This window comes from Siphonobacter sp. SORGH_AS_0500, assembly GCF_031453245.1.
In the GTDB taxonomy this organism is placed as follows: Bacteria; Bacteroidota; Bacteroidia; order Cytophagales; family Spirosomataceae; genus Siphonobacter.
Window position 1 is genome coordinate 227,351 of the sequence record NZ_JAVIYT010000007.1, and the last position, 25,022, is coordinate 252,372.

A 25,022-nucleotide genomic window follows, 5' to 3' on the forward strand; every position below is an offset into this window, starting at 1 on the left:
GATTAGTCTAAAACTCACCTTTTGATCAACAGTTCAATTATGAGATACTTGTAAATATAATAATTTTAATATAGGTAAATTTAATTGTTTGATTAATAAGTTACTTTTTATAATAAAATTGTACAAAAATAATAATGACAAATCTTTTACCTATTCACTAGGTAAAGAGGGAGGAACTTTCTAAGAATGATATTCTAACTGAAATGTTTCTCATTGGTCGAGTTTCCTTATGCAGTCGCTCGGCTCTACCGAGTTAGAATCCAGGCCTCTGACCGCTAGTAGCCAAAGCATGTTAAGAGAGGCAAATCTTTCTTCTCTGCTAAATTTCTTTCCCTGAGACGGCCAGATGCCTACAGCCACGTGGTCACTCGGCAGAGCCGAGCAACTGCGATGATATAACTTTTATAATATGAAATTAATTAATAATGCTGGTAATCAGTGTAAGTAAATGATAAAAGTTGTATAAAATTAATAAAAGCAGGATCTTATCTGACATTCTTAATCACAAAGTTTTTAGAAGCGATAGTTCATCATAACATTCAACAATTATAAATTTTAGACCCCTCTTAAAGCCGATACATCAAAAAGTATAAAACCCTTACCTTTACTAGATACTATTGTGAAAACATATGCTTGATATCATCATTGACGCTCGTCAGGCTAATCTGGGTAATCACTTTTCGGTTCGTCGCATTTTGCCTTACCGACTTCGCCGGATGTTAGGGCCTTTTATCTTCATGGATCATGCGGGCCCTGTTTCTTTTTCAGCCGATCAAATTCCCAATATGGATGTATTGCCACATCCGCATATTGGGTTGTCTACGGTAAGTTATCTGTTCAATGGGCAGGTAACCCATCGTGATAGTTTAGGCGTTGAACAGGTAATTCGACCGGGCGAAGTGAACTGGATGACGGCGGGTAAAGGGATCGCACATTCCGAACGATTTGAGGATCCGGCAACTTTAGCGGGCGGTTCGCTGGAAATGATTCAGACCTGGGTAGCTTTACCCACTTCTGCCGAAGAAGACGATCCTTCATTTACCAATTACCAGCCTCAGGAGTTACCCATTTTTACGGATAAAGGCATCTGGATGCGGCTTATCGCTGGCGAAGCTTTTGGGCTTAAAAATGAAGTAAAAACGCATTCGCCGTTGTTTTATGTACATGTGGTCTTGCAAACCGGTACCCGGTTTGGGCTACCCTTGGGCTATGCGGAGCGGGGCATTTATGTCGCCAAAGGCAGCATTGAAGTAAACGGGCATCGGTATGGAATAGGGCAGTTGCTCGTCTTCTCTGCGGGCATTGATCCCGTCATTATTGCTCAGGAAGCCAGCACGGTTATGATGTTGGGTGGAGAACATTTAGGCGAACGCTACATCTGGTGGAATTTTGTTTCTTCCAGTAAAGAACGAATTGAGCAGGCTAAGGCCGACTGGATGGCCGGACGAATTCCATTACCTCCAAACGATCATGCGGAGTTTATACCTCTGCCTGAAGATCGTTCCAAACCGGCTGGAGCCACGCCCCCGCCGCCCCCTTTGTCCTGATCATAACCCAGCACTTTTGTTAAGCAGAACAGTATGAATCGGCTCTTTTCGTCTTATTTACCAGTTAAAGGCCGTTTCATACATTCCCATTTGAACCTCAGGGGTTAGATCGAGGAGAAGACTCTTAATAAAAATCGCATGTACAAGGATAGTCGTCGCAGCTTTTTGCGGCAAACCAGTCAGGTAGCTCTAGCTTCTTTGCTACCTACTTCCCTCTGGGCCTTTTCAGGAAAAAGCAGTAAAGCTTCGGTTCATGTCAATCTGAATCAGTCCATAGGAACCATTGAGCCTGAAATTTACGGGCAGTTTATTGAATACCTGGGTCGCTCCATTACGGATGGAATCGTAAACGCAAAAACGAATCAGGTTCGAAACGATGTATTAGCGAAGGTCAAACGACTGGCTCCTCCCGTACTTCGCTTTCCGGGCGGTACGGTTACGAAAATCTATCACTGGCAGGATGGGATAGGGCCGAAAGCAAATCGTCCGGTGCGTCCCAATCTGATCTGGGGCGGCGAAGAAAACAATCAGTTTGGCACGAATGAATTCATACAGTATTGCCGACAACTGAAAACCGATCCATTTCTGGTGGTTAATATGAACACCGGAACGCCCGAAGAAGCGTCTAACTGGGTGGAATATTGCAATGGAAAGGGAAAAACGTCTTTTGCGGAATTGCGTCGTAAACACGGCTTTGCGAATGCTCACGGCGTTAAATACTGGGGCCTGGGGAATGAAGAAAATGCAGGCCCTGATACGGGACGTTTGCAGAACCCTGCTGCTTACGCAGAGATGGCCTGGCAATTTGCCAAGTTAATGAAGTTGCAGGACCCCACTCTTTCATTAATCATAGCCGGGCACGACGAAAAATGGAACGAGATCGTCCTGAAAGAGTTACACCCCATCGCGGATTATATTTCCATGCACTTATACGCCAGTTCGAAAAAAGGGCAACCCGCTACACTTTTCACACAATTGGCTGGTTTTGAAAAACAGATCGAACAAACGCATCAGCAAATCAAACGGTTAGCTCCCGAAAAAGTAGAGAAGTTTGATCGCTGGTATCGTTTTCCGCCCCGGGCGAAAGGAGTGAAGTTAGCCATTGATGAGTGGGGTATCTGGGAAAGTGAAGGAAAAGGTACTTATAACCTGGAAGTTACTTATCAATGGTTCCACGCCTTGGGGGTAGCGTCTTTTTTGAATATTTTTCAGCGTCAGGCCGAAATTGTGACGATGGCGACCTGGGCCCAGACGGTTAATGTACTGGCTCCCATTCTGAGTAATGACCACGAATCTATTTGCCAGACCGTGTTTTATCCACTGGAATTGTATCGTCAATATTGCAAAGGCGTAAGCCTGACGGCGGAAGTAAAAAGCGAAGCATTGCGGCAGAGTGGGGGAGAGGATTTACCCATGCTGGATTCGAGTGCCAGTTTCGACGAAAAAACCGGGCTAGCTACTCTGGCTCTGGTTAATCGTCACCCCGAAACGGCGATAGAAACGACGATCGTGTGGGAAGGGAATACAAAGCTGAATCTATTCGAACGCCACGAATTAACCGCCACGGGATTTACAGCTTATAATACACTCGACGATCCTAAAAAAGACGTAGTTCACTATCAAAAAACGGCAGTCACAAATAATCCACCTACGATTACGGTGCCACCAGCATCCATAACCCTATTGCGATATAAAGTGGGTTAAGGTAGTTTGATAGCGTTTGAAGTTAGAGGAGGTTTGAGAAAATGCTCTCAAACCTCCTCTAACTTCAAACGCTATCAAACCACTTCTAATGCTATCAGACTAATTTCGCTAAAGACTCGCTGCTGTAGCCTTTCAGTTCGTCTAAACGTCCTTCGCGGACTTTTTTCGCCCAGTCTGGATCCGATAATAAAGAACGTCCGATGGCAACCAGATCAAAATCGCCACGGTCCATCCGATGAAGTAAATCATCCATGGAACGGGGTTCTGAGCTTTCCCCCATGAAGGCACCCATGAAATCACTATTCAGACCTACCGAACCTACACTAATGGTAGCCTTTCCGGTTACTTTTTTCGCCCATCCGGCAAAGTTCAGGTCTGAACCTTCAAACTCATTTTCCCAGAAACGACGTTGCGAACAGTGGAAAATATCGACGCCGGCATCTGCTAGCGGATTTAACCAAGATTCCAGTTCCTGTGGGGTATGTGCCAGTTTAGCGGTATAATCCTGTTGTTTCCATTGCGAAAGACGAAGGATGATGACAAAATCTTCACCCGCAGCAGCTCGCATGGCTTTCACTACTTCCACCGCAAAACGGCTGCGTTCGGCCAGGGTTTTTCCGCCGAAAATATCCGTCCGTTTATTCAAACCATCCCAGAAAAACTGATCGACCAGGTAACCATGAGCTCCGTGAATTTCGAGGGAATCGAAGCCTAAGCGTTTGGCGTCTCCAGCCGCTTTCCCGAAGGCTGCAATGGTATCCGCGATGTCTTTGTCTGTCATAGCGGAGCCACCCGTCTGGTCGGGTAAAACCAGCCCTGATGGGCCTTCAAAGGGTTGAGCAGGTAACCAACCGGAGCGGCTGGGTTGCATTACGCCCATGTGCCAGAGTTGCGGAGCCATCGCTCCACCGGCTTCGTGCACGGCATCAATCACGTGTTTCCAGCCTGCCAGAGCCGCCTCTCCGTAAAAATGAGGAACATTGGGTTCATTGGAAGAAGCAGGGCGATCAATAACGGTTCCTTCCGAGATGATCAATCCTACTTCACCTTCGGCCCGACGGCGGTAATAATTCGCTACGTCTTCAGTGGGTACGCCCCCGGGAGAAAAGGCTCGGGTCATGGGAGCCATCGCAATTCGGTTACGTAAACGCAGGGATTTTAATTCAAAAGGACGAAAAAGCGTCTCTAATTTTTCAATTTCAGTGATGGAATTCATGGGAAAACTAGTTACATAACTTTTGTAAGAAGCTATGATTCAATGGCTTATTTGGTAAATACAGAATTTTTAAGAAACCTTTGTAGGCTCATTCTGATTTATACTGCAAAGCTGGATACATAGGTACACTAATGCAAGTATGGATAAATTAATCACATAGGGATAAATTAGTACCTATTAACCTTTTAGATCATGTACGAACGAAAAATTCCCCGACAATACACTTGCGGAACGGCGGTCACCCTCGAAATCATCGGAGGAAAATGGAAGCCTGCCCTCATTTTCAGCATCAATAGTGGAAAACGGAGACCCAGCGAGTTACAACGAATGGTGCCTGACGCCAGCCGTCGGGTGTTGAACCAGCAATTGAAGGAACTGGAAGAACACGGCATTATCACCAAAAAAATATATCCAGTTTTGCCGCCGAAAGTAGAATATTACCTGACGGAATTTGGCGAATCTTTATTACCCATTACCAAAGCCATTGACGAATGGGGCCTCAAATATCAGGAAAAGTTTGAAGCTTTGATGGAAGAGCGATTGAAAAAACACCAGGAGGGGAGTACTAATGAAATTAGAGAAGAAGCCTAAAGATATGGTATAATATATGTTACAATTGAACGCTCATGGACAGCATACGTACGTGATTCGGTCAGAACCGAGCGACTGCGGGAGGTATGAGCTAAGTTATAACTGCCAACCGTGTCCCCGGATTTCATCCGGGGACATTTCAATTTCAAACAGTCTCTTAATGATCATCAACTAGCACTCAAAATGGCTCCTGTTAGCGGCTATAAGTCCCGTTTATTACTTCTTCACAAAGGCCGAAGGAGAGGGTCATTCCGGCTCCGCCAAGTCCGTTAATGATGGTTACGCCCGGTTCAGGCGAATGAACAAATTCATTATTGCCGTTCGTCATTTTTGGGTAAATGCCGTGCCAGCTTTGAGCAATGGTTTCATCAGGGAAGGTAGCCATTCCCGCCAGGTAATCCAGTACCATTCGGTTAATGAATGTTTTATCGAAAGGATCGAAGGTCAAGCCGTATTCGTGTGAATCTCCGATGGTTAATTCGCCACTGCCGTTTTGCGAAACCATCACGTGAATGCCCCACTTCAGGTATTCTGCATACTCCCGTTCGATACGTTCAGTCAATTTCGCTAGGGAAGGAGCCACGTGGAACCCTTTATAGTGAATAAAAGACAGTCCGCCGCCGATGGAGGGTCCTAGCTGCCAGTTTTGAGGCTGCGGCACCGTTCGGAGCATTTGTATTTTACACTTGGTAATAGCCGTTTCTGTGAAGATTTCAGGATAAAGCGTTTCGAAATCTACTCCACTGCATACATAAATTTCATCGGCCTGCCAACTGCTAACTCCTGAGTGTATACGTAATCCGTTGATTTGAGTAATAGCCCTGTTCCAGTGAAATTCAACCTGATACTTTTGTTCCAGTAATCCGATGACTTTCATAATGGCCTCCCGGGGATCTACTATCATTTCATCAGCACTGTAAAGCGAACCTAGCAAGCCTTTGGTTTGCAGTGCTGGCGATCTTTCCAGGGTTTCTTCAGCGGTGAGAACGGATACCGGGCGGTAAGCCTGACTAACTTCCACGTATTCCTGAATGACCTGCCACTCGTCTGCCCGATAAGCAACGTGCACACTACCCGACGGATTATACCAGGTTTTACTTTCCGTTAGTACGTCAATCCATATTTCCCGGCTTCGCAAAGCCCGGTTGTAATATTTTCCCGTAGGCTGACCGATGGGCCAGATCATTCCAAAATTTCGAATCGTTGCCCCTACGGGTTTTTCACTGCGATCGAAAACCTGAACTTTATATCCTTTTATTGCCAAAGCACGGGCTGTAGCTACGCCCACGATGCCGGCACCTATTACCAGGGCTGATTTGTTCATGTTGTTACTGATGTTAAGCTGGGTACGGACTCATGCCTAGATTTAGCGTATTTTTTTTGAAAATACAGCAGTGAAAACAGGGCACTGAGACTACCCATAATGGATATTCCTATGAGAGATCGGTTGTAGAATTGTCCCCAGGAAATAGAAAGGTCTGAAAATTCGTGAACGAAAAGAATACCGATGCTGGCGAGATAACCCATCGAATCGGCCAGATACATCACAAAAGCTACGTTACTCTGGTAGCGAAAGGTAGCAATCATCCGTTCAAAAAACAGGGCATTATAAGGCACGTAAGCCATGTATAAGCCGACTCCGGCGGTAGTCATCCAGACCGTTAGAGAAAGCTGATGGCTATTGAAAAGCCAGGTTGAGAGGCCAATTAGCAGGAATGAACCAATGATCAGTCCGTGCATGTACACAAATGCTTTCAGGTTGTTTTTTACCAGAATGAGCAGACTTAAAACAACCAGAACTACCAGAGACACCAACATATCTACCTGGGTGTAAATATGAGAAGACCCTGTGTAACCCAGCGTTTTCCAGATTTCTATTTCAAAGTTATCCCGCAAGTCCCCAACAACGGTTAGTTGAACATAAATGAAGATGGTCAGCACAATACCTGGAAAAAAGTATCTTAAAAACTTTCTTCGGGCTTCGGCATCCATGGGCTGGCGTTGGGTACGAAGCTTCTGATCTTCTGCTGAGGGGGGCGGAATAAGCGAAAGCAGGTACACACACAGAATCAGTGGTAGCAGAAACACAAGCCCCGTCAAGAATGGAATCCAGAATTCAGAAAAGCCCGTTAAGTGACGTAGTTGCAAAGCCACCGTTTTAACAAATCCTGAAGCGAAAATCATGCTGGTGGCCATTACTGCCCCCATGAACTCTGTATTTTTTCTTCCTTCCAGAAAAGAAAAAACCAGCCCCCAGATCATCCCCAAGGGCAAGCCATTGAGAAACATGAAAAAGAGGTTATAAGGGGCCGGACAAAGAGCAAACCCAGCCAGAGCCAGCCATGAAAACCCAATAAAGCCCAAAATGGCCTGAATACGTTGGTGGGTTTTTATTTCAGAAACAAACTTGATACCGTAAAATTTACTAAGAGCATAACCCAGAATCTGAGCAAATACCAGCCAGACTTTGTAGTCGATTCCGGCTAATGTGAGGTGGTTATACGTTCCAGCAGCAAAGGCTTTCCGAAAAGCATACATACAACTGTACGTACCAAAGGCAGCCAAGCCGGCCAATAAGGTCAGTAACCAGGGGTGTTTACTCAAAAATGAGTCTTTCATGAAAAGATTAATCCTGAGCTGTTACGATAGGAATAATTTTCGAAAGATCATCAACGATGTGCGTCGGCTTATAGGGCAGAAGTTCGTCATGGGTAAAGGCTCCAGTGGTAACGCCAATGACATAGGGACAACCGGCGTTAAGTCCCTCGTTGACATCTACTTCTGTGTCTCCCACTTTCGCTACCTGCCTCACGTCATTGATCTGCATCTGGGTCATTAGCTTCTGAATCATGTAAGGGTAGGGGCGGCCCTGCGAAACTTCATCGCTGGCAACCAGTCCGTCAATTTTATCGGACCACTCAAGCCGATCCACGATAGTCTGGGCAATAGAGCGTGAGAACCCAGTGTTCAGACCAATTTTAATGCCTAAGCTGCGAAGGGTGTCAAACGTTTCTTCCACATGAGGAAGGGGAGCAATTTCCTGAGAAGTCTGATAGAAATTCAGCATCTCAGCCACAAAGTCCGTGTGAATAGCCTCTACCAGCTCTTCACTGATTGTCTCTACTTTGGGCTCAGTTTTCTGTAGAAGCATGCGGATAGCCAACGGTTTTTCGTAACCCATCAGCGGATTGATTTGCTCTAACGAAATCTCAAAGCCATGGTTATTCAAGGCTTTTTGTAAGGCGAGGGCCACATAATTCTGATCTCTAACAGTGGTGCCGGCCATGTCGAACACTACAAGTTTAATAGCCATTAGTGAGGGAGATTTAAATTTCTACGCAATTATAGACCGAGGTTTAACTTTTTAGGGTATTATCAAATTGTTAAGGCTCTAAATGGCTTTGTAAGACTTTGATTAGTAGGGTTTTAAAGGAGATTTAAGGAATTGTCAAATAAATAGACGCGGAGCAATTTTATGGGCGATGAATGGGTAAACGGACTAATAAAAACGCTCAAATAAGCTATAAATACACAAGGGCCTAAGCTATTGCAGCTTAGGCCCTTGTGATGAAATTTGTCTTTCGTTGCTACGTATTTTATTAACTACTGCCGAAGATCAGTCTGAATGAGTTTGACTCGGGCCGCCGTGTTTACTAGTTCCCTTCCGATACCCACATCGAATCAGCCCCATAAGTCGAAGGTTGGGCCGTTGCTTCGATTACTAATTTCCCTCCGGCCATGATTTCCTGGTGCGTAAGCCAAACGCGTTTTAGGTCTTTCCCATTGAGCGTCACTCGCTGGATGTAGCGATTTTTATCCGAGAAATGGGTAACCGAAATTTCCAGTTTACCCTTAGGTTGACGAATACTGATTTTCTCAAATAAAGGAACATTGAGGTAATAAATCGGCTCGCCTACCAGCGGTTGCTGAATGCCCAGAGCCGTCAAAACAAACCAGCCTGACATGGCCCCGGCGTCGTCATCCATGGTGCGGACAAACGCTTTGGGTTCGTTTTTGTAAATCCGGTCAATGTGGGCCCCAATGCCGCGACTGTTGTCATTGAAGTAATACTGAACCACGGTATCCACGGCCAGTTGATGCACTAACTGTTGATATTTCCAGGGCTTCTCGCTGGCATAATACAACGTTGGAGATTGTAAATCCGGTTCGTTAGCCCGGTTGAAATAATAGCCATCAAAAAACTCATCCAGTTGTTCCGTAAAAGCCGTCTTTCCACCCGCCAGCGTAACTAATCCGGTCATATCAAAAGGCATCGCCCAGCGATACTGACGGATGGTCCCCTGATACATGCGTCTTGCCGACATTCGATCTACATCGTTTTTGCTCAAATCCTTAAACTCCCGCTCCCAAACGGGTTTGTAGGATTGCGACCGTTTCAGAAAATGCCGGGCTTTATCTTTTTCACCGAAATGATCAAAGAGCTTGCCCATCGTCCACATATCAAAAGCGGCTTCCAGGTATTTGTCGGGCTTGCCAAAATCGAAACGGGCGGTGTCCGAAATCAGAGAATCCCGAATGGCCTTGAAATCAATCTCGTATCCTTTTTTTGCCGCATCTAATAAAACAACCGCTGCGTGTTCGGTTCGCACGGAATTGGCGGGTTCGTTTGGTCCGGCAAAATCGTATTTTCCATACCGATACAGGTTACTCACCGAACTGGTAATGTCTTGGTAAAGGGTAGGATAGAGGACCGAAAGCAGCGGTAACTGCGTTTTGTAGTTGTCCCAGATAGCCCAGCCGTGGTAACGTTTGCCTGTGCTTTCGTGAAGATGACCATCTGTTCCGCGAAAGCGACCATCTTCTTCGGAGATTAGAAAGGGCGACTGAATTGTACGGTAAAGAAGCGAGTAAAATAACGACTGCCGATCTTTAGGTCCCTGTACCTGAATGGTTCCGAGGTAATCGTTCCATAAGCTCTGGGACTGTTTTCTGACCTCTGCCAGAGATTTCTGATTCAGGAGCCGTTGTTTCGCTGAAGTTACATCTACCGCTGAGAAAGCCACCCGCACCTGACACTGGCGTGTATTCGACGGAAGTTGAGCTACGAGTACGTGAGTACTTTCGGTTTCCCATTGAGCCGAGCCGCCCAAATCCATCGCATAATAGATTTTATAAATCCCGGCGTGGCAAGTGGTATTAGCCTGTATCCAGCCGGTTACCATGCTTCCTTCCATCTGATGCTCTTCGGCAACAAACGCATGATTAAAGGTATGTCTTAAATCCAGACGAAAGCCTTTAGCTCCTTCAGGGAAGGTATATTCGGATAAACCAAAGTTCTGATGAACCGTGATTTGGGTGCTAATCTTATTGGTAAATCGAATGGTATACTCACCGGGTTTGGCTTGCTCAGACACTTTAATCAGCGGTTTGCCGTCGTCTTTCGTTCCGAGAAAAGGCTTGAGTAACAACAACCCGCCACTGCCCTGACAGCCGACGCCCTCGAAGCGGTTATGAGTGAATCCGTAGACTTCTTTAGCAAGATGCTCATAACCCGTGTGTGTACCGGGATTGGTTTTGGGCAAAATGCTCAACTGACTGAAAGGCGAAGATGCCGCTGGCGAAAGCTGACCGTGATCGCCAGAAGACCCCAAAAATACATTGACCTGATCGCTCTGAGCCTGAAGAGATTGGCTTTCGAACAGACTTAAACAGGAGAAGAGGATAAGGCTTGCTCTGTAAAATAATTTCATTCCAAAGGGAAGTTATGTTAAAAGACCTGGTGATCACCAATAGTAGGTAATTCCGGCAAATCAAATGTGACTCTTTTGTAAAAGAATGATTAAGTCTGTATGAACTCAGCGGAGCCTAACTATCGTAGAAATAATTTTACCGTTAATGATAGTTAAATCAAGATGTGAGGTGTTGGAGTAGGATTATCTAGGGGGTTAATTGCCGTACTACCTCTAGTGAAACTCTTACCGTCAGGATTAGTAAAGATGGACGATTAACCATGGTGAATAAACGCCATATCTATACAAAAGCAGGAGTAAAAGAAGTGACGATTACAATGGTTTACGAACGATATACCATGACTATGTAGTTAGGTTTATGCTATTATTAAGAAAGCGGGGCGTGCCAACTTCAATTGGCACGCCCCGCTTTCTTAGGATCTGTTTATCATTTAATGCTTAAAGGCTGTCTGACATTTAGAATCGAATACCTTCATGCGAATCGGACCTTTTGTAGGAATGAGATGGAATCTCGCACCAGTGGAGTTTCTTTCGGTTGACTATGATCATTCCTGTCGTCTCGAACGAAGAGATATCTTCTGTGAAATGGGGCGGTTCGGGTTTAGTTAAGTTACCGCAAGACCTAACCAGCTCGACAAAGGTCATAAGATCCTTCGCTTCGCTCTGGATGACAGATGCTGATGATAAAATTCTTCAGGTATCATGTAGGAGATAGTTATTATTACCAACAACCCCGAAGTGTCCTCAGATTTTGTCCGGATCTATCTAGCCTACGTCCATCCAGACCAGGTCTATCCAGACCGGGGTTATTTTTCGTAAATCTATTGTAACAACAACCCCGGAGGGGTTCAACATGGATAGCCCCGGATAAAATCCGGGGACGTTCTTCGCTCTCAATGACAGATCGCTGTCTAAACGCTTCTATGCAATGGTCCTACGAAATGGGTTATCATTTAACGCTCAGACTTTGATAAATCGGACCGTTTTTAGTTACGGTTTTCTTTAAGTGATTCTGACTCGTTAATTTTTCAAGTTCCTTTTCGCCTTCCTGCAAAGATAAGTCACTTAATTCAGCGAATTCCCGAATCGTTAATGTAGGGTAATGACCAAATAAATTTTCCCAGCTTTTATTGTATGGTGTTTTTGTTAAGTCGGGCTTAATCGAGTGGATTCCGTTTTCGTACAGAGTGTAAGGCTTATACCCGTACACAAACTCCTGTTTACCCGAAGCATCCGTGATGAAAACTGAAGGAAATCCGCGAACACCTAATTGTCGGGCAAGAGCTAAATCTTCCTGAAATAAAACTTTTGCCTTATGTTCATAATCCTGCTTTAGCTGGTCGCTGTTTAATCCGGCAAGGGTTGCAGCTTTCGAGAGATGCTCCCATTTGGTAATGTTCTTTTTTTGCAGAAAAACCATTTCACGAAGCACGCGTAAGAAGGTAATAGCCTTGTCTTTATCCTGCAATTGAGCGGCTTTAAAGGCAATGGATGGGGGATAGGAAGAATCCAGCGGATCTTCGAGCCAGACATCCCCGTCAATGGGCATTTTGTAATACGCACTCACCTCATCCCAATGATGAGCCACGTCCGATGGTTTACTGATGCCACCACTATTATAACTCCAGTCGGGAAGCAGCCCGCCCATGTGGTATTCTACTTCCACCGAATGCCCGTATTCCAGTTTCAGTCGGCGTAACTGTGGTTCAATGCCCCAGCAGGTAGAACAAATAGGATCGGTGAAGTAAATAATTTTCACGGGTTTGGTATCGGCTACAATCGAAGTCTTTGATGAACGTTCCGTTGCGGTTGGAATTTCGCAGACGCCCGTTTCAGGATCGCATAAAAGTGGGTTGGAATTCATGGTTTTTACGGTTTGTGAATGGCCCTTGAGAAGGCTTATGACTAATAGAATAAGCGTTAGTACGGTAGGGAAGGTCAACACGTGCGGCGTCAGTGGAATCAATGGCTGCGTTTCATGTTTCATAATTTTCCTCTTTTTTTGTACAAAGATTGCAAGCCATGAAAGATGAGTCAATTAGTCAGAAAAACCTGACCAGCGAAGAAGACACCACGATCTGTCCCGCCCAAAGTTTATTGAAAATGCTCTCGGGAAAATTTAAGCCCGAAGTATTTCGACTAGCCATAGAATCGCCCTTGCGATTTAGCAGTTTACAGCGTCAGATTGAAGGTTCTAACAAGCAGACCTTATCCATTGCCTTAAAAGAACTGGAAGAAATGGGAGTATTAAAAAAGGTAACGATTCGGGAAAAGCCCCTGCACATTGAGTATTACCTGACTGACAAAGGAAAAGCCCTGATTCCCGTTTTCCGGCAACTGGAAGGGCTTTCTTAATATTGGTTGTATTTGAGAACTTGTAATCAGGCCAAATCGTATCCGCTTTCCGGGTATAATCCGTCATTAATTCACGAGTATACATTTGCTGCTTTATATAATCAGTGCTTAGGACTATAGCTTTCCAAAACGAATAAGTTGTCTTTATTTCCCTAGGAGATTTCCCTGGGCTAAACGTGACGACGCAGAATCATTCTTGAAAAAAGTAATGTAGTTGATTAAGTTATCATTGTCCTATGCCAGAACCTGAGATATAACCCACTTTTTGTGACGTTACGCTTTTACTAGGCATTTCCGTTCGAATCCCTTCCCATTGACCCTAATCATTCAGAGCTTATAGAAGGAACACTGCCACTGCGTTTTTCGCAGGACTGAATAATTATTGCAAACCAGAGCGGAGGCTGTAAATAAAAGGCGTCTGATCGGGTTATAAATTTCTACTTCTAATGACCCATTTAAGGAATCAGAGTAGCCTGTTTGTTAAGTTACAAGAAATAGCAGGATTCATGGTAATGGGTTAACATCATTTAGTGCCAATTAGGATAGTTGATGTTATTTAATTTTAGAGTCGAAATGTCTGGCTATCGTTTAAAAGTAATTATCTATGCTTAACCGTTAGTAATGCGTATGAACCTTATCTAAACCATTTATGAATTTTTGGAAAAAACCATTTCGAAAGCCTAGCCTGACTTTCGCTGTTGCGATGATCTCCTGTACGCCTTTCTCTTCAACGTTTGCTCAGGACAAGACGATTAAACCTGTCCATATTGAGGTTGATTTAACTCGGGAGAAAGGCCCGCTGAAACCCATCTGGGCTTGGTTTGGTTATGACGAGCCTAACTATACGTACATGAAAGATGGGAAGAAGCTTCTAACTGAAATTGCTAAACTCAGTAAGGTTCCGGTTTACGTTCGTGTGCATAGTTTGCTGGTTACGGGTGACGGTGAGGCGGCTTTAAAATGGGGTTCTACCAACGCTTACACGGAAGATGCTCAGGGTAATCCTATTTATAACTGGACGATTGTCGATAAAATAGTTGACACGTTCATTGAACGAGGCATGAAACCCATTGCTCAGATTGGCTTTATGCCCGAAGCCCTTTCCACTAAACCCCAGCCGTATCGTCACCACTGGAAACCCGGCGATAACTATAATGACATTTTCGTGGGCTGGGCATATCCTCCGAAGGATTATAACAAATGGGCCGAGCTAGTGTACCAGTGGGTACGACATTCCGTCGAGAAATACGGTCAGAAAGAAGTGGAAAGCTGGTATTGGGAACTTTGGAATGAACCGAACATTCCCTACTGGAAAGGCACAACTGAGGAATACATCAAACTTTATGATTATACCGCAGATGCCGTAAAACGGGCTTTGCCCACGGCTCGCATTGGTGGACCGGAAGTAACGGGGCCGGGCGATAAGAATTCACAAAAGTTCTTCAGGGCGTTCATGGATCACGTTGTGAATGGCAAGAATTACGTAACCGGGAAAACAGGCACGCCGATTGATTTCATTACCTATCACGCCAAGGGTGCTCCGAAGCTGGTGGATGGCCATGTGCAAATGAACATGGGTACGCAGTTACGCGATATTGATAAAGGGTTTGAAATCGTTTCTTCGTATCCAGCCTTAAAGAACTTGCCTATTATCATTGGAGAGTCTGATCCTGAAGGATGTGCGGCCTGTTCGGAAGACTACAGTCCGCAAAATGCGTATCGAAACGGAACCATGTATTCGAGTTATACGGCTGCCTCGTTTGCCCGTAAATATGATCTCGCTCAGGCGAGAGGCGTAAATCTGGCGGGGGCGGTTACCTGGGCTTTTGAGTTTGAGGACCAGGCCTGGTTCCGAGGCTTTCGGGATTTGGCTACCAATGGCGTGGACAAACCCGTGCTGAATGTTTTTCGCATGTTTGGTAAAATGCCTGAAACCAGAGTAGAAGTAAAAAGTGGTCTGGCTTACGATTATGTTCGGGTGCGTGACAAAAGCGTGCGTGACGAGGTAGACATCAACGCCCTGGCATCCAAAGGAACGAAATCAGCAGCGGTAATGGTCTGGCATTACCACGATGATAACCTGCCGGGTTCAGATGCTCCTGTAGAGGTTAAAGTGACCGGATTACCCGGAAAGACGGTTAAACTGACGCATTACCGAATCGATCAGAAGCATAGCAATTCGTACGAAGTCTGGAAGCAAATGGGCTCACCCCAATCCCCAACAGCTGCTCAGATTACCCAGCTTGAAAAGGCGGGCCAACTGCAATCGCTTGGGGCTCCGTCTCGTGTCAAAGTAACGAAAGGCGAAACGGTTTTGAAATTCGATCTTCCCCGGCAGGGAGTATCATTGCTTCAGCTTCGTTGGGAATAAACATGAAAAGGCTCGGGCATTCGTTACCGGGCCTTTTCGTTAGTTGGATTTTATCAGATACCAAACCTATTAATCAGATGAGAATTGATGACTTATAGAATTTCGAGATCAAATGAACGGTAAGGATTCAGGCGAGCGTCATTGCTGGGTAAATCGGTAATGAGTGTGTCAATACCGGAGAGTTCGGCTACGTTGAAAAAATCTACGGTTCCCAGTTTTTCGTAATTGGCAAGTACGGCTGTTTTTACCGCCGCTTTCATGTATATTTTTTTGATCTCTCCATCCTCATGGATAGCCGCAGTAATGCCACGATCACTATCAATGGCACACGTACCCATGAGGTATAAATCGGCCTGGTATTTCTGGGCTTCCAAAGCGGTTTGTACGCCCAGATTTGTTTTCGTGAGGCGATTATACATACCACCCAGAACTATGATTTCGACGTGTTCGTGATTGGAAAGCATGGGGATCAGGGCCATGTTGTTAGTAATGACCCGTAACTCACTTTGAACGGGAAGGCTGGCCGCCACTGCCAGTGTTGTGGTGCCACCATCCATAAAAACCGTTCGTACACTTTTAAGCAATTGCTGAGCTTTCAGGGCAATGACTTTTTTAGCATCCGAAAACAGATCGGTTCGATCCTGAAAGGACAGCGGGTTCACGGAAGGATTAATGGCTCCCCCCCGTACTTTTACCAATAAGCCACTCTTACTCAGCAGTTCAATGTCGCGACGAATGGTATCTTCCGATACCTGCAAATCTTTTGCCAAGCCTTCGAAAAAGACTTTATTGCTGGATTTGAGCTCTTTTAAAATATGATCAAAACGTTCTTCTTTCAGCATGATCGGCAGATTGTTCAATGGATCGTTTCATTCCTGATGGGATGTAATCACTAGTTCTTTTTGCTTTTTACAAAATAGGCTACTGCTACGAGAAATAATAACAACCCAGTAAACCCGAAAGCGGTAGGAAGTGAAGTACGCTGGGCCAGAAAACCCAGAATGGCGGGCCCCGCCAGTTGACCCGCATAACCCATCGTGGTAATAGCCGGGATTGCTACCGAACTCGGAACGTCCCGTAACCGGCTTCCTTCACTAAAAAAGACCGGCACAATATTGGCCGCACCAATGCCCACCAGCACAAAACCTGCCAAGGTTACTACCAGCCAGGGCGAAAAAATAAGCAGGCCGAATCCGGCTACTCCAATCAGGCTTCCGGCAATAACGACGGTAGCCGAAGAAATTCGGGAAACAATGCCATCACCGAGCAATCGCATGACGGCCATCGCAACCGAAAAAGCGGCGTAGCCAATGCCCGCCAACGATTCTTCTACGCCTTTGGTATCGCGTAAGAAAATGGCACCCCAGTCCAGCATTGCTCCTTCAGACAGAAAAGAAGCAAAGCATAAGGCCCCCAGGAAAAGAACCTGCCCGTGCAACCAGGATACTTTTGAACGAGAGGTTTCGCTCGGTGGCGTAGTAAAACGTGCCATTACCTGTTGTTCCGTATCGGCATCCAACAAAACTTTATACTGACTTAGCATGAGGATAACGAGCAAGCAGGAAATGGCGACCGCCGCCCACAAAGGTTCCAGACCGGAACGGATCAGAAACCCAATTCCCAGAGACCCCAGCAAACCGCCCACGCTGAATAAGCCGTGAAGGGATGACATAATGGGCTTGTCCGAAAGGTTTTGCACCTGCACGCCATGGGCGTTCATGGCCACGTCTACACTCCCGACGCCGGAACCAAAGAGGAACAACATCAGGGCCATGGTGAGGGGTGAATTCATGAGTAATAACAGAGGTAAGGCTGTGGACATCACAACCGTGGCTCCGAGTATAACACGACGCGAACCCAGTTTTGAAATCAGCCAGCCTGTGACAGGCATCATTAAAATGGCTCCTGCCCCGAGAAACAGAAGTAATAGGCCAATGCTGCTTTCGTCAAGTCCGAGGCGATCTTTTACATAAGGGACCATCGGTGCCCAGCTTGAAATGCCTAACCCGCAAACCAGAAAGATGGCTTGCGTGCCGAACCGAGCTTTATTGGTATGAATAGCAAGAGTTGATGAATTCATTAAAAGAGCAGAATGAAATTAATTATTTGCAATAATATGCAAATTTGAATAAAATAGCGAAAAAAACATTAGTGTGGAGTCAAAGGCAAAAGGGTAGAGTAAACGTAGAATAGTTGGGAGCGGCCGCCGCTGCGGTTAGGAGTTAGGAGTTGGGAGTTGGGAGTTGGGAGTTGGGAGTTGGGAGTTGGGAGTTGGGAGTTGGGAGTTGGGAGTTGGGAGTTGGGAGTTGGGAGTTGGGAGTTGGGAGTTGGGAGTTGGGAAAAGATAAAACCTGTAAAGGTAGAGAAACGTTTGGAAACGAAGATCTTAACCCCGGAGGGGTTCAACATGAATAGCCCCGGGCTGGATAGCCCCGGATGACAATCCGGGGTTCCCTATGGATGGACCATCCCCTGGCTGATGAAGACACCAGCCAGGGCGGATGATTGCTAATCCGAAAAGCAAAGCAATCAAGCATTTAAGTAGAGACGCGACTTCATCGCGTCTGGGTAGAGGCGGTTTTTGTTACGATTTAAATGATCTCCATATTCCGGCTAGATACAATGAAGTCGCGTGTCTTCTTCTCTGGCTGATGAAGACACCAGCCATTAACAGTAGTCGGTGAGGGCACCACCAGGGGGGGCGAAGTAAATTATCACTACCAACCGTGCCCCCGGATGAAATCCGAGGAAAATAGGTAAGTATAGTTTTAAATCCCCACAGACCACTTTCAGATTATAATCAAATACCTTAAGGTCCGTTCGCGACTAGATCGCGGAGGTTGAAGAAAAGCATTAATAACACTCAGCGTCGTAGACGCATCTCTCACTAATCCGCGTTGAAAACACCAACTAACAAAACGAATTTTACGAAAGCGGTTCCCTGGATCAGAAGGTAATATCGTTGAAACGATAGAGTAGCATAATGAAATGCTTAGGCTTAAGCCTAAGCATTTCATCAGTGTTGGGGCTAAACCTTATAATTCCTTCACTTTGATATTGCGGAAGGCAATGCCCTTCATCCAGTCCTGAAGTCCGATGCGGCCTTTAGTTGCTTTGCTGAAATTAGGGTAATTCCTGAAGTTTGACTGCTGAATCATCTGCTTCCATTCGCTAGAATTCAGATTTTGTTGGGCGGTTAAGACGCCGTTTAGATAGAATTCAATTTTACCATTTATCTGCTTAATTTCCGAATGATTCCACTGACCGACGGGTTTGGTAACGGCTTCATTTTTCTGAGGAGCAAAGCCATACAAACACCCTGCCCGTTTTTTGGGGTCGGCTTTGTAATCATAGTGGGAAGGTTCGAGTAACTGATACTCCGGGCCTGAAGTCCAGGCGGTGGGGTTTTCTTTTTTCTCCACCACATTAATAAAAACACCACTGTTGCCTTCTTTCGAAATCTTCCAGTCAAACTTCAAATCAAAGTTTTTGAATTCCTGATCAGTAACCAGATCGCCGTGTTCCAGCGTTGAGCCGGGCGTATTGGGCTGACATTGCAGTTCGCCACTTTGTACCTTCCATACTGAAGCTTTTTGGCCCTGATTGTACAAATGCCAGCCTTTAATGGTTTTGCCATCAAAAAGTAACTTCCAGCCCTCTTTTTTCTCTTGAGCACTTAACTGATTAACGGGCTGAGGATCAGTAAAAAAAGAAAAAAATGACAGAGAAAGACAGGTCGGTAATGCAAGAATACGCTTGTTCATGGGTAATGGTTTAGAAGTAAGGAATTGCGGAATGTAATGAATGTGCAATATTGTGCAAATTGGTTAAATATCGCATATTCATTAAAAATCCTTTACGAGTGCTATTCATAGTATCAAAAACGATTAATGCTTGATCTTCACTTGCAATACGTTATTCAACGATTCCTGACTAGCAACCAGTTTTCGATCGACCCATACGCACAATCTGCTCTGATTGCCGGGCTTATAAGGATTCCAGTCTTTCTTCCACACAATATCAACGTCGTGATGATGGTATCGAATATTCCCCAAATAAAAATAATCCCATTGATTTTCAGGTAGGAGGGGAGCCAGGGAAAAACCAGATTCGTGCGAAGCCTGAAAGCCCAATAAATCCTCGATGATGATATCCGGGAAAGTGGAGTGGAAGTAATCGGATTCTCCGCCAAAAGTTTTGCCATCACTGGGAATGTACCATTCGCCAATGTTAAGCTGCTCGCTGCCGTGCATCTGGGCTAGTTTGGCTACGTAATCATACAAAAGTGCCTTCTCCGAAGCACTGGCTGTTTTCTTATACGTTCGTAAGTAGTTGGCGTAGCCTTTGTACACAACCGAATTTTCGAAAGGCCAACCCCGTCCGTTCCAGGCATAGGCCCGTTCGTTGTAATAGGGATGTTGCTGCTCGGCGGTGGTCATGCCCGCGTTATGATAAAAGCCTTTCCGGGAGGCAAACATATCCCAGGCTCTGCTGTAATCCTTATAGGACGAAGCCGGAATCATATGAAAATACCAGGGCGTATAACCTACCGACTCACGAACCCTGGCTTCGTAATCACCCGCACCAAACGCATTATCCCCGGCACTGTAGGTATTAAAAAACTGATCGTCTTTATTCCAAAGCACAGCCAGCGTTTTCTTCTGAACAGCCAGGGCCCGTTGCTTATAATAGCGTGCTTTCTCGTTTGAAATCTGATCGCGTCGGTATAAGTTGGCCAGCGACTGTAGGTTTCCGTAGGCATAACTATTCACCGATGGCCGAACGAGGTAATAATCGGGATATCCTTTTCGGAAGGCTTTAGGATACTCCTTTGCTTGCTGGGATTGAGCGGCTTTACCCGTCGTTTCCCAGCCCAGGTAATAGTCACGCCAGTTGTCTTTTGTGTATAAGCTATAGGCTCCGTCGCTGTGAATCAGACCCAAAACGGCGGAAAGACTAAACTCCATGCCGTCGTACAAGTCCAGAATTTTATACATTCCGGCGGTTCGGGCCGAAGGATTTTTTACGGTAAATAGACTATCCCAAACCTGCTGGTGCTTTTCCAGGGAAGGTAGAATGTCGCGGGTCCAGGCCTGATCGGGGTGAATTTTCTGAAAAGCCTCCACGCCGTTAATCATCCAGCTCGAAAAATGGTGACTCTCCGGTCGACTTAAATAGGTCAAAAAATTACCATTCTCTCGCTGATTCAATCGGGAGGCCGATCCCCGCATGAAGTAATCGGCATAGGACTTTAGAAACGTATCATCCCGTAACCAGCGAGCATCATAAAACTGATGCCCCGCCGGGCAGGTAATGGCCCCGCTGAGAGATGCCCAGGGCTTTACACCGAAAAATTCCGTTACTACCCAATACGATTTCGAATCTTCGGGGTCATTATAGGATTTCAGATGCTTGCTAATCATCCACCAGCGGTAGTTGTAAACCCGGGAAATACCCGCGTCGGAGCTGGTAAACAGAGGGATATTTTCCTGTAAAAAAGTTTTGTTGTTACTAGCATTGAAAGGGCCATCACTTTCCGGTCGATTTTTATACGCATTAAATTCATCGACATGAGCCGAAAGATTGCTTTTAGACTCTTCTTTTAGTCGATCTAACTCGCTGGTATAGAGATGCGTGCTTCTGTTTGAGCAGGAAGCGAGCAGAAACAATCCGGTGATCAGAATGGCTCCGGGGTGGTTAATAAGTTTCATAGTTTAATAAAATAGGTTCTTGTAATATCTGTAATCCGTAAAAACAGAGACCGCTAAAGCAGTCATGTGTCCGCACGGGTTTAGCTCATAGTAAAAAAGGGTTCGATCACCAATCGAACCCTTTTTTGAGGAAATTTATTTGTAATAATCTTTTCGAGGACTAGCCTGCTGAGTAGGTGATGGTTATTTCAAATGAGAAGGCGTAAGAATAAAAATGTAATCGGTAGCTCCAATGCCATCCTTATCCCGGCTGACGATATGCTTGGTCCAGTTTACGGTTTTCACTGGAGCCATTTCATACACCAACTTTTGCTGATTGTTTTCATGAGTGTAAAACCGAATAGAGGTAAGAGCCATCTCCGGGTGTGGATTTAGACCAAAATGGCCCTGATCTTCATAAAAACGTAACCTTGTATTGCGATGCAGAGCAATGGAGCTGTCCATTTCATGCATTCCTTTTTCCTGGGTATAAACCGAGATAGGAAAAGTCATACTTAAATCTTTACCCGTTTGGTTGTCGATGTAGTAGGTACTATTCCCCGCACTACCATCCATTTTTTTGGGTAAGATTTCAGAGAAATTACAAGAAACCAGTGTCAATACAAACAAAAATAAAGTCCAGGTAAGAATCGATTTCATAGAAAAGTGTGAAAGGTTTACGTACAGGACACCATTTTCTTAAACAGGGTTGCCTCGTGGCTCAATTAATAGTTATCGGAGTTATGTGCGATTTTTTGGGGATTCTTGGACAGGCGTTCGATTCCAGTAATGGTACGATTAATACTGGCCGTAATGGACGGGGAGCCGCGACCGAACGGAGATTTCAATTCCAATAAGGTACGATTAAGACTATTATGGCCGCCTGCCTTCTCCTTCGGCGACACGATTTCAATTCCAACAAGGTACGATTAAGACGTATTTAAGCTCAAGGGGTAATCCGTCCGTAGTGTCATTTCAATTCCAACAAGGTACGATTAAGACCAATCCAAGACGGGAAAGGCGTAACGATCTACAAGATTTCAATTCCAACAAGGTACGATTAAGACTGCGGGCCATTTCCGCTTCCGCTAGTAACTGATCGTATTTCAATTCCAACAAGGTACGATTAAGACGAATCTGTTACTGCACACGACGCAGAAGGCGACTGTATTTCAATTCCAACAAGGTATGATTAAGACTATGTTGATGAAGAAGCTCCGGCCTACACCGATCAAATTTCAATTCCAACAAGGTACGATTAAGACTACCTTCGTAGAGAATGCTTTTACTACCGAACCGGTATTTCAATTCCAACTAGGTACGATTAAGACAAGCTGGCTTGCTGATTGTAATGTTTACTTACTTATATTTCAATTCCAACTAGGTACGATTAAGACTCTTGTCTGCTGCTGATATGGCAGACATAGACACTATTTCAATTCCAACTAGGTACGATTAAGACGAACGCGGCAATAAAGACAAGATTAATAGTAAGCTTATTTCAATTCCAACTAGGTACGATTAAGACGCCTACTGTCATCATTATTGAACCAAACGACAAAATATTTCAATTCCAACTAGGTACGATTAAGACAAAGAGCAGGGTGAGCTGGCTAAGTCCATGCAGCGAAATTTCAATTCCAACTAGGTACGATTAAGACACTCACCGAGGCAAAAGCTTTTTACCCCCGCTACGCATTTCAATTCCAACTAGGTACGATTAAGACAAACAACGTACGCCATCCTACTTTACCCTTATCTTTATTTCAATTCCAACTAGGTACGATTAAGACTTGGTATGGCAGACGGGTAAAATCACCGAAATTCAAATTTCAATTCCAACTAGGTACGATTAAGACTCTTACCTGTTGAAGGGTGAGCTCACAGGTAAAGGATTTCAATTCCAACTAGGTACGATTAAGACAATAAGAAAGTAACTTTCCATTATGACGGGGGATAGATTTCAATTCCAACTAGGTACGATTAAGACCTATTACTGGGTCCAGCATACGCAAGGCGTCCAGATATTTCAATTCCAACTAGGTACGATTAAGACGATCATCGTCCCGCCCCTGTTGCTGAACCTACTTAATTTCAATTCCAACTAGGTACGATTAAGACATCGCTTTCTGAAATATTCGGGGGTAAGGTGATTTAATTTCAATTCCAACTAGGTACGATTAAGACAAGCTACTGGCCTGGTCAACTTCCCGAATGATTTTTATTTCAATTCCAACTAGGTACGATTAAGACGCCTATTTCCTTACGCTGTTTGCGGTCGTACTTAGATTTCAATTCCAACTAGGTACGATTAAGACGCAGACGCACGGCATTACGGATGAAATGGTAGTCAAATTTCAATTCCAACTAGGTACGATTAAGACCACCAGCCGCAGTACCTCCGGCCGCAGCCAAACCTAATTTCAATTCCAACTAGGTACGATTAAGACCTGCGTGCGGCCGCAAAAGTGAAGCTTTCAGCTGGATTTCAATTCCAACTAGGTACGATTAAGACACTGGTTTTATTCGAATCTCTGAAAAGTTTATTAATTTCAATTCCAACTAGGTACGATTAAGACAGAATGGGTAGCAATCAATAAAATAAACTACTAACAATTTCAATTCCAACTAGGTACGATTAAGACAATAAAGTTTTGGAAGCTTACCCAGAGTGTAACCCAATTTCAATTCCAACTAGGTACGATTAAGACCCCCGTAAATCTAGCCATAAAAAAAGGCCTTTCCAGCCTTTAGGACGCGTTTTATTTTTGGTTTTTTGAGGTAAAAATCGTCGACCGGCAATGGTACGAAAACCCCCGTCGATCGACGACTCCTTATAATCAGTAAGTTAGGTGATTTTTTCAGGTTTTGTGACTGAATTTTTCAGATGTCAAAGAACGTTTGCGGGAGATCGACGACAATTGCTTTACAGGAAAGGATCTACCGACTGCCGCTCAACCCCTACAATTTGCTTATCCAGCCATTTCTGATCACGATTTTTGAAGACGATCAGACTGTCTTCTTCCTCATTCATGATTCGCTTGGCTTTGTGCACTAACTCTTTCATCTGTACCTCCGTTATCTCGCCTTCAAATACCGAATTCTGAATCCAGTTTAAATACCTCCGGCAGAGCTTTAACATCTTGCCTACCCGTTTCTGACCCATGTCATAAACCAAAATTACGTACATATTTTTAATGTTAAATGTCAGAAGGAGTGAATGATAGAAGGAATGAACGAGAGTAGTCATTTTCACTATTCGCTATATTCTATCATTCATTCCTTCAAAATTGAAACTTACCACCAGGCTTTGAAGGGCTTATAGGCATCGATGCCTAATAAGTGTTTCTGTAGTTTGTAGCACTCTAGTTTGATGAGGTGTTTATAACTCACGCTTCGCCCTAAAGAACGATGTTTGATCGTCTCTTTGAGTGAGGTATCAAATTCTTGTAAAAACCGTTTTCGGGCAGATTCCTTCATCAGGCAACCTTCTACTTCCATTCGAAAATCGGAGGGTTGCAACTGCTTTTTATTAACCATTCGAAAAATGAGTCGGTCAATCAGAATGGGTTTGAAAATCTCTGCCAGGTCCAGGGCTAGTGAGTACCGCCGGAAGCCGGGTTCGTGCAAATAGCTGATCGTTGGATTAAGCTGCGTATGATAAATCATGCCCAGGCAAGCTGAGTAACAAAGCATGTTTCCCAAGGAAATCATTGCATTAAGCTCGTTTTGCGGAGGCCGTTTGCTCCGTCCATCCAGACAGAAGGTTTCACCCAGAATGGCATCAAAACAACTATAATAGGTTTGGCGAATGTTGCCTTCAATGCCCATCAGCGT

Annotated in this window: 18 protein-coding genes and 1 CRISPR repeat array; of the genes, 5 read left to right on the plus strand and 13 right to left on the minus strand. The window is 44.8% G+C overall.

Translation table 11 applies throughout. The features are described from left to right. The first annotated feature begins 629 nt into the window (after window positions 1–629). Both QE357_RS23335 and QE357_RS23340 read left to right on the plus strand, forming a co-directional pair. The gene (locus QE357_RS23335; RefSeq protein ID WP_309713234.1) at window positions 630–1,547 is read left to right on the plus strand and encodes a pirin family protein; all 918 of its coding nucleotides are present in this window, start codon (window positions 630–632) and stop codon (window positions 1,545–1,547) included. Between the two features lie 138 nt (window positions 1,548–1,685). Further along, window positions 1,686–3,251: an alpha-L-arabinofuranosidase C-terminal domain-containing protein gene (locus QE357_RS23340; protein ID WP_309713237.1), complete on the plus strand. Its 1,566-nt coding sequence runs from the start codon at window positions 1,686–1,688 to the stop codon at window positions 3,249–3,251. Between the two features lie 94 nt (window positions 3,252–3,345). On the opposite strand, the gene QE357_RS23345 is transcribed toward QE357_RS23340, so the two are convergent. Continuing rightward, a complete protein-coding gene (locus QE357_RS23345; RefSeq protein ID WP_309713240.1) occupies window positions 3,346–4,467 on the minus strand; it encodes an NADH:flavin oxidoreductase in 1,122 nt (373 codons plus the stop codon). Between the two features lie 192 nt (window positions 4,468–4,659). Here QE357_RS23345 and QE357_RS23350 point away from each other — a divergent pair, with 192 nt between their 5' ends. Next, window positions 4,660–5,058 (plus strand): helix-turn-helix domain-containing protein, encoded by a 399-nt coding sequence (locus QE357_RS23350; protein ID WP_307143822.1) that lies wholly within the window; start codon window positions 4,660–4,662, stop codon window positions 5,056–5,058. 193 nt (window positions 5,059–5,251) lie between these two features. Here QE357_RS23350 and QE357_RS23355 read toward each other — a convergent pair whose 3' ends face one another. The 5 genes from QE357_RS23355 to QE357_RS23375 form a co-directional block, all read right to left on the minus strand. After that, a complete protein-coding gene (locus tag QE357_RS23355; RefSeq protein WP_309713243.1) occupies window positions 5,252–6,382 on the minus strand; it encodes a TIGR03364 family FAD-dependent oxidoreductase in 1,131 nt (376 codons plus the stop codon). After that, complete coding sequence (locus QE357_RS23360; protein WP_309713246.1) at window positions 6,379–7,677, minus strand: DUF5690 family protein; 1,299 nt, start codon at window positions 7,675–7,677, stop codon at window positions 6,379–6,381. The genes QE357_RS23355 and QE357_RS23360 overlap by 4 nt, the downstream gene beginning before the upstream one ends. Before the next feature lie 7 nt (window positions 7,678–7,684). Continuing rightward, window positions 7,685–8,371, minus strand: a complete 687-nt coding sequence (locus tag QE357_RS23365) for an HAD family hydrolase (protein WP_309713249.1) — start codon at window positions 8,369–8,371, stop codon at window positions 7,685–7,687. A 340-nt stretch (window positions 8,372–8,711) separates the two neighbouring features. Then, window positions 8,712–10,769: a glycoside hydrolase domain-containing protein gene (locus QE357_RS23370; protein WP_309713252.1), complete on the minus strand. Its 2,058-nt coding sequence runs from the start codon at window positions 10,767–10,769 to the stop codon at window positions 8,712–8,714. Between the two features lie 949 nt (window positions 10,770–11,718). Then, a complete protein-coding gene (locus QE357_RS23375) occupies window positions 11,719–12,756 on the minus strand; it encodes a ClpXP adapter SpxH family protein (RefSeq protein WP_309713255.1) in 1,038 nt (345 codons plus the stop codon). A gap of 35 nt (window positions 12,757–12,791) precedes the next feature. Between QE357_RS23375 and QE357_RS23380 the strand changes: the two genes are divergently transcribed. Next, a complete protein-coding gene (locus tag QE357_RS23380) occupies window positions 12,792–13,124 on the plus strand; it encodes a helix-turn-helix domain-containing protein (protein ID WP_307143814.1) in 333 nt (110 codons plus the stop codon). 703 nt (window positions 13,125–13,827) lie between these two features. Further along, a complete protein-coding gene (locus QE357_RS23385; RefSeq protein WP_309713283.1) occupies window positions 13,828–15,495 on the plus strand; it encodes a GH39 family glycosyl hydrolase in 1,668 nt (555 codons plus the stop codon). Between the two features lie 92 nt (window positions 15,496–15,587). On the opposite strand, the gene QE357_RS23390 is transcribed toward QE357_RS23385, so the two are convergent. The 7 genes from QE357_RS23390 to cas1 all read right to left on the minus strand — a co-directional run. Continuing rightward, a complete protein-coding gene (locus QE357_RS23390; protein ID WP_309713261.1) occupies window positions 15,588–16,337 on the minus strand; it encodes a DeoR/GlpR family DNA-binding transcription regulator in 750 nt (249 codons plus the stop codon). 50 nt (window positions 16,338–16,387) lie between these two features. Next, on the minus strand, window positions 16,388–17,575 hold the full coding sequence (locus tag QE357_RS23395; protein WP_309713264.1) for an MFS transporter: 1,188 nt from the start codon (window positions 17,573–17,575) through the stop codon (window positions 16,388–16,390). Window positions 17,576–18,530: 955 nt separating this feature from the next. Beyond that, complete coding sequence (locus QE357_RS23400; protein ID WP_309713267.1) at window positions 18,531–19,259, minus strand: DUF1080 domain-containing protein; 729 nt, start codon at window positions 19,257–19,259, stop codon at window positions 18,531–18,533. Window positions 19,260–19,382: 123 nt separating this feature from the next. Next, window positions 19,383–21,206: an MGH1-like glycoside hydrolase domain-containing protein gene (locus QE357_RS23405; protein ID WP_309713271.1), complete on the minus strand. Its 1,824-nt coding sequence runs from the start codon at window positions 21,204–21,206 to the stop codon at window positions 19,383–19,385. Between the two features lie 183 nt (window positions 21,207–21,389). Next, on the minus strand, window positions 21,390–21,845 hold the full coding sequence (locus QE357_RS23410; RefSeq protein ID WP_307143809.1) for a hypothetical protein: 456 nt from the start codon (window positions 21,843–21,845) through the stop codon (window positions 21,390–21,392). 181 nt (window positions 21,846–22,026) lie between these two features. Beyond that, a CRISPR array of direct repeats spans window positions 22,027–23,896; the repeat unit is 30 nt; unit sequence ATTTCAATTCCAACTAGGTACGATTAAGAC. A gap of 215 nt (window positions 23,897–24,111) precedes the next feature. Then, a complete protein-coding gene (gene cas2 / locus QE357_RS23415; RefSeq protein WP_309713274.1) occupies window positions 24,112–24,375 on the minus strand; it encodes a CRISPR-associated endonuclease Cas2 in 264 nt (87 codons plus the stop codon). A 107-nt stretch (window positions 24,376–24,482) separates the two neighbouring features. Next, window positions 24,483–25,022 (minus strand): CRISPR-associated endonuclease Cas1 (gene cas1 / locus QE357_RS23420; protein WP_309713277.1); only part of this gene is annotated, 540 nt, incomplete at its 5' end.

Coding starts and splice junctions, on each gene's coding strand:
- QE357_RS23335 (WP_309713234.1), top strand. CDS start 630: ATGCTTGATATCATCATTGACGCTCGTCAGGCTAATCTGGGTAATCAC.
- QE357_RS23340 (WP_309713237.1), top strand. CDS start 1,686: ATGTACAAGGATAGTCGTCGCAGCTTTTTGCGGCAAACCAGTCAGGTA.
- QE357_RS23345 (WP_309713240.1), bottom strand. CDS start 4,467: ATGAATTCCATCACTGAAATTGAAAAATTAGAGACGCTTTTTCGTCCT.
- QE357_RS23350 (WP_307143822.1), top strand. CDS start 4,660: ATGTACGAACGAAAAATTCCCCGACAATACACTTGCGGAACGGCGGTC.
- QE357_RS23355 (WP_309713243.1), bottom strand. CDS start 6,382: ATGAACAAATCAGCCCTGGTAATAGGTGCCGGCATCGTGGGCGTAGCT.
- QE357_RS23360 (WP_309713246.1), bottom strand. CDS start 7,677: ATGAAAGACTCATTTTTGAGTAAACACCCCTGGTTACTGACCTTATTG.
- QE357_RS23365 (WP_309713249.1), bottom strand. CDS start 8,371: ATGGCTATTAAACTTGTAGTGTTCGACATGGCCGGCACCACTGTTAGA.
- QE357_RS23370 (WP_309713252.1), bottom strand. CDS start 10,769: ATGAAATTATTTTACAGAGCAAGCCTTATCCTCTTCTCCTGTTTAAGT.
- QE357_RS23375 (WP_309713255.1), bottom strand. CDS start 12,756: ATGAAACATGAAACGCAGCCATTGATTCCACTGACGCCGCACGTGTTG.
- QE357_RS23380 (WP_307143814.1), top strand. CDS start 12,792: ATGAAAGATGAGTCAATTAGTCAGAAAAACCTGACCAGCGAAGAAGAC.
- QE357_RS23385 (WP_309713283.1), top strand. CDS start 13,828: ATGATCTCCTGTACGCCTTTCTCTTCAACGTTTGCTCAGGACAAGACG.
- QE357_RS23390 (WP_309713261.1), bottom strand. CDS start 16,337: ATGCTGAAAGAAGAACGTTTTGATCATATTTTAAAAGAGCTCAAATCC.
- QE357_RS23395 (WP_309713264.1), bottom strand. CDS start 17,575: ATGAATTCATCAACTCTTGCTATTCATACCAATAAAGCTCGGTTCGGC.
- QE357_RS23400 (WP_309713267.1), bottom strand. CDS start 19,259: ATGAACAAGCGTATTCTTGCATTACCGACCTGTCTTTCTCTGTCATTT.
- QE357_RS23405 (WP_309713271.1), bottom strand. CDS start 21,206: ATGAAACTTATTAACCACCCCGGAGCCATTCTGATCACCGGATTGTTT.
- QE357_RS23410 (WP_307143809.1), bottom strand. CDS start 21,845: ATGAAATCGATTCTTACCTGGACTTTATTTTTGTTTGTATTGACACTG.
- cas2 (WP_309713274.1), bottom strand. CDS start 24,375: ATGTACGTAATTTTGGTTTATGACATGGGTCAGAAACGGGTAGGCAAG.